This window comes from Streptomyces coelicoflavus, assembly GCF_045041415.1.
Taxonomy (GTDB): Bacteria; Actinomycetota; Actinomycetes; order Streptomycetales; family Streptomycetaceae; genus Streptomyces; species Streptomyces coelicoflavus.
In genome coordinates, this window is the sequence record NZ_CP108218.1 from 5,023,781 (window position 1) to 5,038,520 (window position 14,740).

Sequence of the window (14,740 nt, forward strand, 5' to 3'; positions counted from 1 at the left end):
CGTAGCAACATCCGCCGGGACGATCCCCCAGGAGGCAGACCATGTCCGGACCCGGACCCCGCCCTGTCCGCGCGCCACGCGGGACGACGCCGACCGCCCTGGGCTGGCAGCAGGAGGCCGCCCTGCGGATGCTGCAGAACAACCTCGACCCCGAGGTCGCCGAGCACCCCGACAAGCTCGTCGTCTACGGGGGCACGGGGAAGGCGGCGCGGGACTGGCGTTCCTTCGACGCCATGGTCCGCACCCTGGGCACCCTCAAGCAGGACGAGACGATGCTCGTCCAGTCCGGCCGCCCCGTCGGCGTCATGCAGACCCACGAGTGGGCCCCGCGCGTCCTCATCGCCAACTCCAACCTGGTCGGCGACTGGGCCAACTGGGAGGAGTTCCGCCGTCTGGAGGCCCTGGGCCTGACCATGTACGGGCAGATGACGGCCGGCTCCTGGATCTACATCGGCACCCAGGGCATCCTCCAGGGCACCTACGAGACCTTCGCCGCCGTCGCCGCGAAGAAGTTCGGCGGCACCCTGGCCGGGACCATCACCCTCACCGCGGGTCTGGGGGGCATGGGCGGCGCCCAGCCGCTGGCCGTCACCATGAACGACGGCGTCGTGATCTGCGTCGACTGCGACCCGCGCGCCATCGACCGCCGCATCGAGCACCGCTACCTCGACGTCAAGGCCGACTCCCTCGACCACGCCCTCCAGCTGGCCACCGAGGCCCGCGACCGGCGCAAGCCGCTGTCCATCGGCGTCCTCGGCAACGCCGCCGAGCTGGTCCCACAGCTCCTCGCCATGGGCGCCCCGATCGACATCGTCACCGACCAGACCTCGGCCCACGACCCGCTGGCCTACCTCCCCACCGGCATCGCCTTCGAGGACATGGCCGACGCCGCCGCCAAGGACCCGGCCGGCTTCACCACCCGGGCCCGCGAGTCCATGGCCCGGCACGTCGAGGCCATGGTCGGCTTCCAGGACGCCGGTGCCGAGGTCTTCGACTACGGCAACTCCATCCGCGGCGAGGCCCAGCTCGCCGGGTACGACCGGGCGTTCGCCTTCCCGGGCTTCGTACCGGCGTACATCCGCCCGCTGTTCTGCGAGGGCAAGGGACCCTTCCGCTGGGCCGCCCTGTCCGGCGACCCCGCCGACATCGCCAAGACCGACAAGGCGATCCTCGACCTCTTCCCGGAGAACGAGTCCCTGGCCCGCTGGATCAAGATGGCGGGGGAGCGCGTCCACTTCCAGGGCCTGCCCGCCCGGATCTGCTGGCTCGGCTACGGCGAGCGCGACAAGGCAGGTGAGCGGTTCAACGACATGGTCGCGAGCGGCGAGCTGGCCGCCCCCATCGTCATCGGCCGCGACCACCTCGACTGCGGCTCCGTCGCCTCCCCGTACCGCGAGACCGAGGCCATGCTCGACGGCTCCGACGCCATCGCCGACTGGCCGCTGCTCAACGCCATGGTCAACGTGGCCTCCGGTGCCTCCTGGGTCTCCCTCCACCACGGCGGCGGCGTCGGCATGGGCCGCTCCATCCACGCCGGGCAGGTCACCGTCGCCGACGGCACCCCGCTCGCCGGGGAGAAGATCCGCCGGGTGCTCACCAACGACCCCGGCATGGGCGTCATCCGGCACGTCGACGCCGGGTACGACATCGCCGAGTCCGTCGCCGCGGAGCGGGACGTGCGGGTGCCCATGCGCGAGGGAAACGGGACGCGCGAGGGAAGCAGGACGCGCGAGGGCGACGCGACGCGCGAGGGTGACGGCGCGTGAGCTTCCACAGCATGTGGGCGGAGCTGCTGCCGGTCGGCCGCAGCTCCGCCTCCGGCGGCTACCGCCGCTACGCCTGGACCGGCGCCGACGCCGACTGCCGGACCTGGTTCCAGGAGCAGGCCGAGGCACGCGGCCTGACCTACGAGACCGACCGCAACGGCAACCAGTGGGCCTGGCTCGGCGACCCCGCCGCCGGGAACGCCGTGGTCACCGGCTCCCATCTGGACTCCGTGCCCGACGGCGGCGCCTTCGACGGCCCCCTCGGCGTGGTCTCCGCCTTCGCCGCCCTGGACGAACTGCGCGGGCGGGGAACGCGGTTCACCAGGCCGCTCGGCATCGTCAACTTCGGCGACGAGGAGGGCGCCCGCTTCGGCCTCGCCTGCGTCGGCTCCCGGCTCACCTCGGGAGCGCTCACCGTCGAGCAGGCCCACCGCCTCACCGACGGCGACGGCGTCACGCTGCCGCAGGCCATGGAGTCCGCCGGGTACGACCCGGGCACCCTGGGCCCCGACCCCGAACGGCTGGCCCGCATCGGCGCCTTTGTGGAACTCCACGTCGAGCAGGGCCGCGCCCTCGACCTGTCCGGCGACCGCATCGGCATCGCCTCCGCCATCTGGCCGCACGGACGCTGGCGGTTCGACTTCCGGGGCGAGGCCAATCACGCCGGCACCACCCGCCTCGCCGACCGGCACGACCCGATGCTGCCGTACGCGGAGACCGTCCTCGCCGCCCGCCGCGAGGCCGAACTCGCCGGTGCCGTCGCCACCTTCGGCAAGATCGGCGTGGAGCCCAACGGCGTCAACGCCATCCCCTCCCTGGTGCGCGGCTGGCTCGACTCCCGCGCCGCCGACCAGGCGAGCCTGGACACCGTCGTCACCGGCGTGGAGAAGGCCGCCCGCGACTACGCCGCCGCCCACGGCGTGGACCTCGACGTCGTGCGCGAGTCCTTCACGCCCGTCGTCGACTTCGACCACGCCCTGCGCGACGAACTCGGGCGCATTCTGGGCACGGAGAGGGAACTGAGGGCCCCCGTCCTCGGCACCGGTGCCGGACACGACGCCGGAATCCTCTCCGACCGCATCCCGACCGCCATGCTGTTCGTGCGCAACCCCACCGGCGTCTCGCACTCCCCGGCCGAGTACGCCGCCGAGGACGACTGCGTGGCCGGGGTGACCGCACTCACCGACGTACTGAAAGGGCTGGCCTGCACGTGACCTCCACCGAGCGGACCCGGACGTACTGGCTGGAGCACGCGTGGCTCGGCACCCACGTCGAGCCGGACGTCGCCGTCGACGTGGACGACGGCCGCATCACCGCCGTCCACCAGGGCGTCGCCACCCCGCCGCCCGGCGCCGAGATCCTGCGCGGACTGACCCTGTCGGGGCTGGCGAACGCGCACTCGCACGCCTTCCACCGCGCCCTGCGCGGCACCGTCCAGGTCGGCTCCGGGACCTTCTGGACCTGGCGCGAGGTCATGTACTCCGTCGCCGACCGGCTGACCCCGGACACCTACCACGCCCTCGCCCGCGCCGTGTACGCCGAGATGGCGCTGGCCGGCATCACCACGGTCGGCGAGTTCCACTACGTCCACCACGCCCCCGGTGGCACCCCCTACGCCGACCCCAACGCGATGGGCGAAGCGCTGATCGAGGCCGCCGCCGAAGCCGGGGTCCGCATCACCCTCCTCGACACCTGCTACCTGTCCTCCGGCTTCGGCGAACCCCCGAACACCCACCAGCGCCGCTTCTCCGACGGCACGGCGGACGCCTGGGCCGAACGCTGTTCAGTTCTCAAGGAACGGGATCACGCACGGATCGGGGCCGCGATCCACTCCGTACGGGCCGTGCCCGCGGACCAGCTGGCGACCGTGGCGCAGTGGGCCGAGGCACGGCGGGCCCCGCTGCATGTGCACCTGTCCGAGCAGACCGCCGAGAACGACGCCTGCCGACAGGCCCACGGCTGCACGCCCACCCGGCTCCTCGCCGACCACGGGGTGCTGGGCGCCCGCACCACCGGCGTCCACAACACCCACCTCACCGACGAGGACGTCGCGCTGCTCGGCGGGAGCCGCACCGGCACCTGCATGTGCCCCACCACGGAACGGGACCTGGCCGACGGCATCGGTCCCGCCGCCGCGCTCCAGCGGGCCGGCTCCCCGCTCTCCCTCGGCTCGGACAGCCACGCCGTCGTCGACCTGCTGGAAGAGGCCCGAGCGATGGAGCTGAACGAGCGCCTGCGCACCCGCAGCCGGGGCCACTGGACCGCCGCGGCGCTGCTGCGCGCCGCCACCACCGACGGCCACGCCGCCCTCGGCTGGGACGACACCGGCCGCATCGAGGCCGGCGCCCGCGCCGACCTCGCGACCGTCGCGCTGGACTCGGTCAGGACTGCGGGGCCGCTGCCCAGGCTCGGCGCCGAGACGGCCGTATTCGCCGCGACGGCAGCGGACGTACGGCACACGGTCGTGGGAGGGCGGCACGTCGTACGCGACGGGGCGCACACCCTCGTACCGGACGTGCCGCAGGCCCTCGCGCGGGCCGTCGAAGCCCTGCGCGCCTGACCGCCGGACCCCGCCCACGGACGGGCCCACGCCCCAGCCCCAGCCCCCGCCCCCACGAGGACACCAGGGACCCCATGAGCAGCAGCACCGTCATCACCAACATCGCCGCACTCGTCACCAACGACCCCTCCCTCGGCGACCACTCCCCGCTCGGTCTGGTCCGGGACGCGGCCGTCGTCATCGAGGGCGACCGCGTCGTGTGGACCGGTGAATCAAGCAAAGCACCCGCCACTGACAACCGGGTCGACGCCGAGGGCCGGGCGGCCCTCCCCGGCTTCGTGGACTCCCACTCCCACCTGCTCTTCGCGGGTGACCGCACCGAGGAGTTCAACGCCCGCATGTCCGGCCGCCCCTACAGCGCGGGCGGCATCCGCACCACCGTCGCCGCCACCCGCGCCGCGAGCGACGCGGAACTGGAGGCGTCCCTCACCCGCTACCTCGCCGAGGCCCTGAGCCAGGGCACCACGACCTTCGAGACCAAGTCCGGCTACGGCCTGACCACCGCCGACGAGTCCCGCGCCCTGCGCGTCGCCGCCCGCCACACCGACGAGGTCACCTTCCTCGGCGCCCACATCGTCGCCCCCGAACTCGCCGACGACCCCGCCGCCTACGTCGACCTGGTCACCGGCGAGATGCTCGACGCGTGCGCCCCGCACGCCCGCTGGATCGACGTGTTCTGCGAGAAGGGCGCCTTCGACGGCGACCAGGCCCGCGCGATCCTCACCGCGGGCAAGGCCAAGGGACTGCACCCCCGCATCCACGCCAACCAGCTCTCCTACGGCCCCGGCGTCCAGCTCGCCGTCGAACTCGACGCCGCCAGCGCCGACCACTGCACCCACCTCACCGACGCCGACGTGGACGCCCTCGCGAACAGCCGTACGGTCGCGACCCTGCTGCCCGGCGCGGAGTTCTCCACCCGCGCCCAGTGGCCGGACGCCCGGCGCCTCGTCGACGCGGGTGCCACGGTGGCCCTCTCCACCGACTGCAACCCCGGCTCGTCCTTCACGTCCTCCGTGCCCTTCTGCATCGCGCTCGCGGTGCGGGACATGGGGATGACGCCGGACGAGGCGGTCTGGTCGGCCACCGCGGGCGGCGCGGCCGCCCTGCGCCGCGACGACGTCGGCCGCCTCGTCCCGGGCGCGTACGCCGACCTGACGCTGCTCGACGCCCCGAGCCACGTCCACCTGGCCTACCGGCCGGGGGTGCCGCTGGTCGCGGGCGTGTGGCGGCGGGGCGTACGTAAGGTGTGAGCGTACGAGCGTCGGTGGGAGCGGGGGGACGGGGCGGATGGCGTGGCACTGGCGGGCATGGGGAGCGCCGTTCCTGGTGAACCTGCTGCTCGGTGTACCGGCGGTGGTGCCGATCTGGCTCGTCTGGTACGTGCTGGCGAACGGGCCGCTGGCCGAGTACGGCGGGCCCATGCGCAACCCGACGGAGAACGACGGGATGGCGCTCTGGCTGGTGATCGTCGTCCCGGTGGTCGCGCTGTTCGGGCTCATCTGGTGGCTGGCCAACGAACCCCTGCGGCGCAGGACCGCCCTCGCCCCGCGCTCGTTCTGGCTGCTGTGCGTCCTGGTGCCGCTCCTGCCGACGGCCGTGCTGATCGCCAACTCCTCGTGAGGGGCGGCGGCAACCCGAAGGGGGGCGGCCCGATCTCGGACCACCCCCCTGGAGGGCAAGCGTCACACGGTCGGGACTGAGGACTACTCCTCGACCGTGAGCCCCTTGCGCAGCCGTACGAGTGTGCGCGACAGCAGTCGCGAGACGTGCATCTGGGAAATGCCCAGCTCCTCGCCGATCTCCGACTGGGTCATGCCCGCGACGAAGCGGAGGGAGAGGATCTTCCGGTCCCGCGAGGGCAGCTCGGCGATCAGCGGCTTCAGCGACTCGACGTACTCGATGCCCTCGAGCCCGTGGTCCTCGTAGCCGATGCGGTCGGCGAGCGCGCCCTCCGCGTCGTCCTCCTCCGGCTGGGCGTCCAGCGAGGAGGCGGTGTAGGCGTTGGACGCCGCCATGCCCTCGACGACCTCGTCCTTGGACAGCCCGAGGTGCTCGGCCAGCTCGGAGACCGTGGGGGCGCGGTCGAGGCGCTGGGCCAGCTCGTCGCCGGCCTTCGCCAGGTCCAGCCGCAGCTCCTGGAGGCGACGGGGCACGCGCACGGACCACGAGGTGTCGCGGAAGAAGCGCTTGATCTCGCCGATGATGGTCGGCATCGCGAACGTGGGGAACTCCACACCGCGCGACATCTCGAAGCGGTCGATCGCCTTGATCAGGCCGATGGTGCCGACCTGGATGATGTCCTCCATCGGCTCGCTGCGCGAGCGGAAGCGGGAGGCGGCGAACTTGACCAGCGCGAGGTTCAGCTCGACGAGCGTGTTGCGTACGTACGCGTACTCGTGGGTGCCTTCCTCCAGCGACTCCAGGCGCTCGAAGAGGGTCTTGGACAGGGCCCTGGCGTCCGCCGGAGCGACCTCGTCGTACGCGGGGATGTCCGGAAGCCCGGCGAGTGCGCCGTCGTGGTCGACGACCGCGTCATGGTGCTCGATGGGATCCAGATGTTCCGGAGGGAGTGTCGACGTCGCTTCTTGGGTACGCGATCCGTCGAGCCGGGGTGACATGATGTCCTCCATCGTTCTCGGCATACGGCTGCCGAAGCCAAATTCGTGCACTGCGGTGTGCGGCGCCTCCAAAGCCGGCCGTGTCGGTTTACGTGTCTTACTAGCCCTACCGGGTTTACCGAGCCGACCGCAAGTGTGTTCTGTGCGGGTATGTCCGTTTGTGTGCGGTTGTTCGGGTGTCGGAGTGCGGTGGGAAGGCGTAGTGTTCGAGTGCGTCAGCAAGCAGTCACGACCTCGGGAGAGAGAAACGGCATGGACCGCGGGACGGTCGGCAGTGCCCAGTCGGGCCGGCTTCTGGTCGAGGTACGGGAAGAGGGCCCCAGTGCCGTCGTGACCCCGGCGGGTGAGCTGGATCACCACACCGCCGATCTGTTGCGCGAGCCGCTGGAGGACTGTCTCGCCAAGGGATTCAACCGGCTCGTCGTGGACTGCTCGCGGCTGGAGTTCTGCGACTCCACGGGGCTCAACGTCCTGCTGGGCGCGCGGTTGAAGGCGGAGGCGGCGGGGGGCGGAGTGCATCTGGTGGCCATGCAGCCGGTGGTCGCCCGCGTGTTCGAGATCACGGGGGCCGAAGCGGTCTTCACCCTGCACGACACGCTTGCGGCCGCCCTGGCCGACGAGTCCGACTGAGCCGTCCTTGTCCGGCCGACGGAGGGGTGCGTGTGCTTCCCGGGGCGGGCGTTTTCGCGCCGCGCCGGGTTCAGTGCCGAATACAGGGGTGTTCGTACGGTCCGGTCGGGCAGGAGAGACCCTGAACCGGCTGTGTACGACATTGCTGACTACGACTTTGAAACGTGAACCGGTGAATCGGTGAGGTGAAGCGCTGATGAGCACCACCCGGCCCTACTCGCCGGGCGACCGCGGTCCGGAGCCCGGCGGCGCTTCCGGGGCGTCCGCGTCCGCGCCGGTGCCTTCTTCGGGGGTTCCCGGGGCTTCCGCGGTTCCCTCGGCCCCCGCGGTGCCCGGGGCGCCTGGAACGGCGTCCGCGCCGGGGGGCGGCGGGCGGCAGGCCCGCAGGCTGAGCTTCGAGGACGCGAGCGGGGTCGTCCCGCTGGCCCGTGACTTCACCCGCGAGGCACTGTATGCCTGGGGCTGGCTGCCCTCCGCCACCGCGGACCAGCGTGCCGCCGCGGAGGACGTCCTGCTCGTGGTGTCCGAGCTGGTCACCAACGCGTGTCTCCATGCGGAGGGCCCGGACGAGCTGCGGATCACCTGCGAGAAGAAGGTGATCCGGCTGGAGGTCTCCGACCGCGGCACGGGCCAGCCTGCGCCGCGCACCCCGCACCGCGCGGGACGCCCCGGCGGCCACGGGATGTTCATCGTGCAGCGACTCTGCCTGGACTGGGGCGTCGTACGGACGCCGGGTGTCGCGGGCAAGCGGGTGTGGGCGGAGCTGGGCGCTCCGGCGTAAGGGGTTGCCGCCCCCGGGCTGCGTGCCCCGCGCCACCCGCGCACGTCGAACCGGAGCAGCTTCCCGGCGCCGCGCGGGAGCACGTCGTCGCCTCGCGCACATTCATCGCACACCTCGCCCAGAGCCTCTGAAAGGGAACGACGTGCAGCCCCTCACCTGGCACAAGTCCACTCGCAGTCCCGGCGGTTCGAACTGTCTCGAGACGGCCGCCACCCCGGCGACGATCCTCGTCCGGGGTTCCGAGAACCCGAACGGGCCCCGACTCGCCCCCCGTCCCGCCACGTGGACGCGCTTCGCCGTGTACGCCGCGGGGGATGCCCACGGACGGAGCCGGGGTTCTCGACCGTGACGACCACCCTGATGACGTATGCCGGCCCGGTCGACGACCTGGCGCCGGTGACACGCACCGGCGGCGTGCCGCTGGTGCCGGCCGGGTTCACCTGGCCGCAGTGCGCGGAGTGCTCGGGACCGATGCAGTTCCTCGCGCAGCTGCTGGTGAACGTCCCCGGCGCCCGGGGGGCCGAGGCGGCTGCGGTTGCCGAGCGCGTCCTGTCGGTCTTCATGTGCCAGAACGACCCCGGGCTGTGCGACGAGTGGGACCCGGCCGCGGGTGGCAACCGGGCACTGTTGTTCCCTCGCGCCGGACTCACGCCCGCCCCGGTGCCGGCAGGAGACGAGACCCGGCTGGCAGAGACCTGCGGCATCGACTGCACGGCGCGGGACGCGGGTCCCTACCACGAGGCGCGCGACATGTGGTCGGAGGCTTACGGCCGTCCCTTGCGGGACGTCCTCGGCCAGCTGGGCGGTACTCCGTCGTGGCTGCAGCACGACGAGACGCCGGCTTGTCCGTCGTGCGCGCGGCCGATGAGCTTCATGGCCCAGCTCGAGGAGGGACGCGACCACGGGACGGCGATGAACTTCGGTGGAGGCGGCTGCGGATACGCCTTCGCATGCGCGCCGTGCGAGAAGGGCTCGTTCCTGTGGCAGTGCTGACGGGCCGCTGCTGAGACGACGTCACTTCGAGTCCGGAGACCGGCCCTCGCCACCGTGACGGGCTGCTCGGCCCCGTCAGAGCAGACAGAACTCGTTGCCCTCCGGGTCCGCCATCACCACGTGGTCCGGTCTGCCCCGCAACCCCTCCTCGCGGACGACGGTCGCGCCCGCGGCGGTCAGCCGCTCCACCGCCTCGACCACGCGCGGCCGGCGCACCTCCCACGGTGTCTCACGGCCGCCACCGACCTGCACGTCGAGGTGCAGCCGGTTCTTCGCCACCTTCGGCTCCGGCACCTTCAGGAAGGACAGGGCGGGGCCCACGCCGTCCGGATCCGACAGGTAGGCCCCGTCGTCCCACTCGTCCTCCGGAACGTCGTGGTGGGCGAACCACTCCTCCCAGCTCTCGAACCCCGAGGGCGCGGGCTTCTCCGCGTAGCCCAGCGCCAGTGCCCAGAACGCCGCCAGGGTCGCCGGGTGCGCGCAGTCGATCGTCAAGCTCCACTTGGTCGCCATGAGCCGTGAGCCCTTCCCGGTCGGGGGAACGGACTGTCCCCCCCCCGCGCGCCGACCACGCGCCCCAACGCCCGGAGGGTCACCCCATCCGCCGGATGAGGTGACCCTCCGAGAGGAAGCGGGCGTGCCCGCAGGGCTCAGCGCACGTCGCCCATGAGTTCCTTGACGCGCTTGCGGTACATCCAGATCGCGACACCCGCGACCACCGCGAGGGTGGCCTCCGCGGCGACGATCCCCGTCTTGTTGAGGTCGACGCCGGCGATGGAGAGCAGGCCGGTCGTCGCGTCACCGGCGGTGACGGCCAGGAACCAGACGCCCATCATCTGCGAGGCGTACTTCACCGGCGCCATCTTCGTCGTCACCGACAGGCCGACCGGGGAGAGCATCAGCTCACCGCAGGTCTGGACGAAGTAGATCGCCACCAGCCACAGGGCCGCCGCCTTGTGGCCGCCCTCCGCGATGCCCAGCGGGGCCAGGAAGAGGAAGAAGGACGCGCCGACCAGGACCAGGCCGAAGGAGAACTTGACGACCGTGCTCGGTTCCTTGCCGCGGCGGTTGAGCGCCAGCCACACCGTGGCGAAGACCGGGGCCAGGGCCATGATGATGACCGGGTTGACCGACTGGAACCAGGAGACCGGGAACTCCCAGCCGAAGACACTGGTGTCCGTCGAGGAGTCGGCGAACAGCGACAGGGTCGAGCCGCCCTGGTCGTAGATCATCCAGAACACGGCCGCGGCGACGAAGAACCAGATGTACGCCGACATCTTGGACTGCTCGGCGCGGTCCAGGGACTTGTCGCGCTTGATGTTGGTCAGCACCAGCACCGGGACGATCACGCCGAGCAGGGTCAGCGGGACCAGGATCCAGTTCAGGGTGTAGTGGCCGGAGAAGCCGACGATCGCGTAGAAGACGACGGCCAGCGCGGCCCAGAACGCGGCCTTGCGCAGCGTCGAGGTCTTCTCCTCGAGGGACAGCGGCTTCGGCACCGTGCTGGAGTGCGGGGCCAGGTGGCGGCTGCCGATCAGGAACTGGATCACGCCCAGGCCCATGCCGACCGCGGCGAGCGCGAAGCCCAGGTGCCAGTTGACGTTCTCACCGATGGTGCCGATGGTCAGCGGCGCCGCGAAGGCACCCAGGTTGATGCCCATGTAGAAGACGGTGAAGCCACCGTCGCGACGCGGGTCGTCGGGGCCGCTGTAGAGCTGGCCGACCATCGTGGAGATGTTGGCCTTCAGCAGACCCGAGCCGATGGCGACCAGACCGAGGCCCGCGTAGAACGTGCCGGAGGACGGCAGCGCCAGCGTGAGGTGGCCGAGCATGATCACACCGCCGGCGATGGCGACGGTCTTGCGCGGGCCCCAGACGCGGTCGCCGAACCAGCCGCCCGGCATCGTGAGCAGGTACACCAGCGAGAGGTACACCGAGTAGATCGCGGTCGCGGTGCCGGCGCTCAGGCCGAGGCCACCCGGGGCGACGAGGTACAGCGGGAGCAGGGCCCTCATGCCGTAGTAGGAGAACCTCTCCCACATCTCGGTCATGAAGAGTGTGGCCAGTCCGCGGGGGTGGCCGAAGAAGGTCTTCTCGGAGCCGGGGGTGCCCGGGGTGACCGAGTCCTTCGTCAGGCTGGACGCCATGGTCGATCCTTGCTGGTCGGGACGCGCTCATGAGGCGATGCGCGCCCGGTGGGGGGCGGCCGGCACCGGCGGCCTTCCCCGCCCGTCCCACGCCTGGGGGATTCCGCTCCGGATTGCGAAGCGGTGGGCGGCGGCCACCGGGATCCACGCCTCCGTGCGCGTCACTGCACGCGGTGAGGCCCGGCCACAGGTCATTCCTTTCAAGGCCGGCCGTGGGGGCCGGCCCGCACACAAAAGAGACCTTCAGCGTCGAAACTGTCGCCAAAGGTCCTCTGGGTGCTACAGGCGCTGATTCACCATACGGCAGGACACCGCCCGGTATGGAAGGACTTGAGACGTGAATCACAGGTGACCGTGGAACCACGAACGATCTTTCGAAGGTTCCTTACAGGATGGCACCCCACAGCCGCAGGTGCGGATGCGGGTGGTCGGGGGCGGGTCGCGCGGCGCACGTCCGGCACCTGCCCGGCTCGTCCCCGAGTGGTCCACAGGTGACGCACAGGTGGTGTGCGGGCGGGAATGCCCTGGGTCGATCTTGCCCCGGGCGTTGCTCCGAGCGGTCTACCATCAGGTCATGACCCGTGTACTGCTCGCCGAGGACGACGCGTCCATCTCGGAGCCGCTGGCCCGCGCACTGCGCAGGGAAGGGTACGAGGTCGAGGTGCGTGAGGACGGACCCGCCGCACTCGACGCGGGGCTTCAGGGCGGCATCGACCTGGTCGTGCTGGACCTCGGCCTGCCGGACATGGACGGCCTCGAGGTCGCCCGCCGGCTGCGGTCCGAGGGCCATGCCGTGCCGATCCTGATCCTGACCGCGCGGGCCGACGAGGTGGACACCGTCGTCGGTCTCGACGCGGGCGCCGACGACTACGTCACCAAGCCCTTCCGCCTGGCCGAGCTGCTCGCCCGGGTCCGGGCCCTGCTCCGGCGCGGCGCGGTCGAGCCCCCGCAGCCGCCCGCCACCCACGGCGTGCGCATCGACGTCGAGTCGCACCGGGCCTGGATGGGCGAGGAGGAACTCCAGCTCACCGCGAAGGAGTTCGACCTGCTGCGGGTCCTGGTGCGCGACGCGGGCCGGGTCGTCACCCGCGACCAGCTGATGCGCGAGGTCTGGGACACCACCTGGTGGTCGTCGACCAAGACCCTCGACATGCACATCTCCTGGCTGCGCAAGAAGCTCGGCGACGACGCGGCCAACCCGCGCTACATCGCCACCGTGCGGGGCGTGGGCTTCCGTTTCGAGAAGAACTGACTCGCGAAGAACTGACTCGCGAAGAACTGAGTCGAGAAAGACTGAGTCGAGAAAGACTGAGCGAGCCCGCGAGGGCCCGCGCGGGCGACCCGGGTAAGAGGACATGCGCCGTCGACTGATCCAGTCCACGCTCGCCGTGGTGCTCGTCGTGATCGCCGTCTTCGGCGTCTCCCTCGTCATCGTCGAGACCCGGACCATCAGCAGCACCGCCCAGGAGCGGGTCGACCTGGAGGCGGTGCGGCTGGCCAGCATCGTCGACAGCCGGCTCATCGGCACCGGCTCCGTCGACGAGCGGTTCCTGCGGGAGCAGATCCGCGACGCCCGGTACGCCGTGATCCGCATCCCCGGCGAGCCGGTCATCGAGGTCGGCAGCAAGCCGTCCGGTGACGTCCTGCGGGGCAAGGCCACCGGCGAGGAGGGCGAGACGGTCCTCGTCGAGGAGCCCAGCTCCTCGGTGACCCGGGAGGTGGGCCGCACCCTGCTGATCATCGGCCTGGTGGCGCTGCTCGCGGTGATCGCCGCCGTACTGCTGGCGATCCGGCAGGCCAACCGCCTCTCCTCCCCGCTCACCGACCTCGCGGAGACCGCCGAACGCCTCGGCTCCGGCGATCCCCGCCCGCGGCACAAGCGGTACGGCGTCCCCGAGCTGGACCGCGTCGCCGACGTGCTGGACTCCTCCGCCGAGCGCATCGCCCGGATGCTCACCGCCGAGCGCCGCCTGGCCGCCGACGCCTCCCACCAGCTGCGTACGCCGCTGACCGCGCTGTCGATGCGGCTGGAGGAGATCACCCTCACCGACGAACCGGAGACGGTGAAGGAGGAGGCGACGATCGCGCTGTCGCAGGTGGAGCGGCTGACGGACGTCGTGGACCGGCTGCTGACCAACTCCCGCGACCCGCGCAGCGGCTCCGCCGTCACCTTCGAGCTGGACGACGTCATCCAGCAGCAGATCGCCGAGTGGCGCCCCGCCTACCGCAGCGAGGGGCGGGCCATCGTCAGCTCGGGCAAACGCCATCTGACGGCCGTGGGCACCCCGGGCGCCGTGGCGCAGGTGCTGGCCGCGCTGATCGAGAACTCCCTGATGCACGGCGGCGGCACCGTGGCCCTCAGGACCCGGGTGACCGGCAACCAGGCCGTGGTCGAGGTCACCGACGAGGGCCCCGGCGTCCCGGGCGACCTGGGGGCGCGGATCTTCGAGCGGGCGATCAGCGGGCGCAACTCCACGGGCATCGGCCTCGCCGTCGCCCGCGACCTGGCCGAGGCGGACGGCGGACGGCTCGAGCTGCTCCAGGGGCGTCCGCCGGTCTTCGGGCTGTTCCTGTCCCGTACCCCGCCACCGAAGAAACCCTCGGGGGAGGGCGGCCAGACGGTGCGCTGAGGGCGCGCGGGGGAGCGGGTCAGCGCTGACCGGCAGGGGCGCCGTCGGTGCGGGGGAGCGCGGTGGGGTGCTCGTGCTCCAGGAAGGTCTCGGCCCGCGTCGCCGCCGGTTCACGGGCGGGCAGCGCCCGGAAGACCCAGCTGCGGTACGACCAGAAGCGGAACAGGGTGCCGATCCCGATGCCGAGGAACTTGAAGATGTTGCTCTGCAGCGGACTGTCCCAGCCGAACCCGTACGTCGCCGTGTAGAGCACGCCGTTCTCGATCACCAGCCCGACCGCGCTGAACACCAGGAACAGCGACATCTCGCGGGTCTGACCGCTCTTGTCGCGGTCGCGGTAGGTGAAGTACCGGAAGCCCACGTAGTTGAAGGCGATCGCGACGATCGTGGCGATGATGCTGGCCCGCACCACCTGGAGGTCGGTCGTGTGCCGGACGAAGTTGAAGACGAGGAGGTTGACCAGCACTCCCGCGCCGCCCACGGCGCCAAACTTCACGACCTCGCGCACGAGCCGGTCGATCCGCCCCCGCACCCCGTCGCGGGGCGCGTCGGGCGCGGAGGGAGCCGTGTGAGCACCCGAGGAACCATGTCCCATGGCCGTGCAGGCCCCCGTCC

The 14,740-nt window shown here is 71.7% G+C and carries 15 protein-coding genes; 11 read left to right on the forward strand and 4 right to left on the reverse strand.

Annotated features, from left to right (window positions below; translation table 11 throughout):
• The first annotated feature begins 41 nt into the window (after positions 1 to 41).
• The 5 genes from hutU (at position 42) to OHA99_RS22450 (ending at position 5,946) form a co-directional block, all read left to right on the forward strand.
• Positions 42 to 1,766 carry a urocanate hydratase gene (gene hutU / locus OHA99_RS22430; protein WP_381502141.1) on the forward strand — a complete coding sequence of 575 codons (1,725 nt, stop codon included), beginning with the start codon at positions 42 to 44 and terminating at the stop codon, positions 1,764 to 1,766.
• Positions 1,763 to 2,980 carry an allantoate amidohydrolase gene (locus OHA99_RS22435; protein WP_405697449.1) on the forward strand — a complete coding sequence of 406 codons (1,218 nt, stop codon included), beginning with the start codon at positions 1,763 to 1,765 and terminating at the stop codon, positions 2,978 to 2,980. Before hutU ends, OHA99_RS22435 begins: the two co-directional genes overlap by 4 nt.
• On the forward strand, positions 2,977 to 4,326 hold the full coding sequence (locus tag OHA99_RS22440) for a formimidoylglutamate deiminase (protein ID WP_405697451.1): 1,350 nt from the start codon (positions 2,977 to 2,979) through the stop codon (positions 4,324 to 4,326). The genes OHA99_RS22435 and OHA99_RS22440 overlap by 4 nt, the downstream gene beginning before the upstream one ends.
• Before the next feature lie 74 nt (positions 4,327 to 4,400).
• On the forward strand, positions 4,401 to 5,576 hold the full coding sequence (gene hutI, locus OHA99_RS22445) for an imidazolonepropionase (protein ID WP_153179523.1): 1,176 nt from the start codon (positions 4,401 to 4,403) through the stop codon (positions 5,574 to 5,576).
• 37 nt (positions 5,577 to 5,613) lie between these two features.
• Positions 5,614 to 5,946, forward strand: a complete 333-nt coding sequence (locus OHA99_RS22450; RefSeq protein ID WP_153179524.1) for a hypothetical protein — start codon at positions 5,614 to 5,616, stop codon at positions 5,944 to 5,946.
• Between the two features lie 83 nt (positions 5,947 to 6,029).
• Here the strand turns inward: OHA99_RS22450 and OHA99_RS22455 are convergent, their stop codons facing one another.
• Positions 6,030 to 6,944: an RNA polymerase sigma factor SigF gene (locus OHA99_RS22455; protein ID WP_007450423.1), complete on the reverse strand. Its 915-nt coding sequence runs from the start codon at positions 6,942 to 6,944 to the stop codon at positions 6,030 to 6,032.
• A gap of 252 nt (positions 6,945 to 7,196) precedes the next feature.
• Between OHA99_RS22455 and OHA99_RS22460 the strand changes: the two genes are divergently transcribed.
• The 4 genes from OHA99_RS22460 (at position 7,197) to OHA99_RS22475 (ending at position 9,348) form a co-directional block, all read left to right on the forward strand.
• Complete coding sequence (locus OHA99_RS22460) at positions 7,197 to 7,574, forward strand: STAS domain-containing protein (RefSeq protein WP_007450416.1); 378 nt, start codon at positions 7,197 to 7,199, stop codon at positions 7,572 to 7,574.
• 196 nt (positions 7,575 to 7,770) lie between these two features.
• A complete protein-coding gene (locus tag OHA99_RS22465; RefSeq protein ID WP_153179526.1) occupies positions 7,771 to 8,355 on the forward strand; it encodes an ATP-binding protein in 585 nt (194 codons plus the stop codon).
• Positions 8,356 to 8,497: 142 nt separating this feature from the next.
• Complete coding sequence (locus OHA99_RS22470) at positions 8,498 to 8,704, forward strand: DUF397 domain-containing protein (RefSeq protein WP_405697455.1); 207 nt, start codon at positions 8,498 to 8,500, stop codon at positions 8,702 to 8,704.
• On the forward strand, positions 8,701 to 9,348 hold the full coding sequence (locus OHA99_RS22475) for a hypothetical protein (protein ID WP_405697458.1): 648 nt from the start codon (positions 8,701 to 8,703) through the stop codon (positions 9,346 to 9,348). Before OHA99_RS22470 ends, OHA99_RS22475 begins: the two co-directional genes overlap by 4 nt.
• Before the next feature lie 75 nt (positions 9,349 to 9,423).
• On the opposite strand, the gene OHA99_RS22480 is transcribed toward OHA99_RS22475, so the two are convergent.
• A complete protein-coding gene (locus tag OHA99_RS22480) occupies positions 9,424 to 9,861 on the reverse strand; it encodes a VOC family protein (RefSeq protein ID WP_153179532.1) in 438 nt (145 codons plus the stop codon).
• Between the two features lie 137 nt (positions 9,862 to 9,998).
• Complete coding sequence (locus tag OHA99_RS22485) at positions 9,999 to 11,495, reverse strand: MFS transporter (protein ID WP_007450422.1); 1,497 nt, start codon at positions 11,493 to 11,495, stop codon at positions 9,999 to 10,001.
• Between the two features lie 574 nt (positions 11,496 to 12,069).
• Here OHA99_RS22485 and OHA99_RS22490 point away from each other — a divergent pair.
• The gene (locus OHA99_RS22490; RefSeq protein WP_007450413.1) at positions 12,070 to 12,747 is read left to right on the forward strand and encodes a response regulator transcription factor; all 678 of its coding nucleotides are present in this window, start codon (positions 12,070 to 12,072) and stop codon (positions 12,745 to 12,747) included.
• Positions 12,748 to 12,850: 103 nt separating this feature from the next.
• Complete coding sequence (gene draK / locus OHA99_RS22495) at positions 12,851 to 14,125, forward strand: two-component system sensor histidine kinase DraK (RefSeq protein WP_007450412.1); 1,275 nt, start codon at positions 12,851 to 12,853, stop codon at positions 14,123 to 14,125.
• A 19-nt stretch (positions 14,126 to 14,144) separates the two neighbouring features.
• Here the strand turns inward: draK and OHA99_RS22500 are convergent, their stop codons facing one another.
• Positions 14,145 to 14,720, reverse strand: a complete 576-nt coding sequence (locus tag OHA99_RS22500) for a GtrA family protein (protein ID WP_153179533.1) — start codon at positions 14,718 to 14,720, stop codon at positions 14,145 to 14,147.
• Between the last annotated feature and the right edge of the window lie 20 nt (positions 14,721 to 14,740).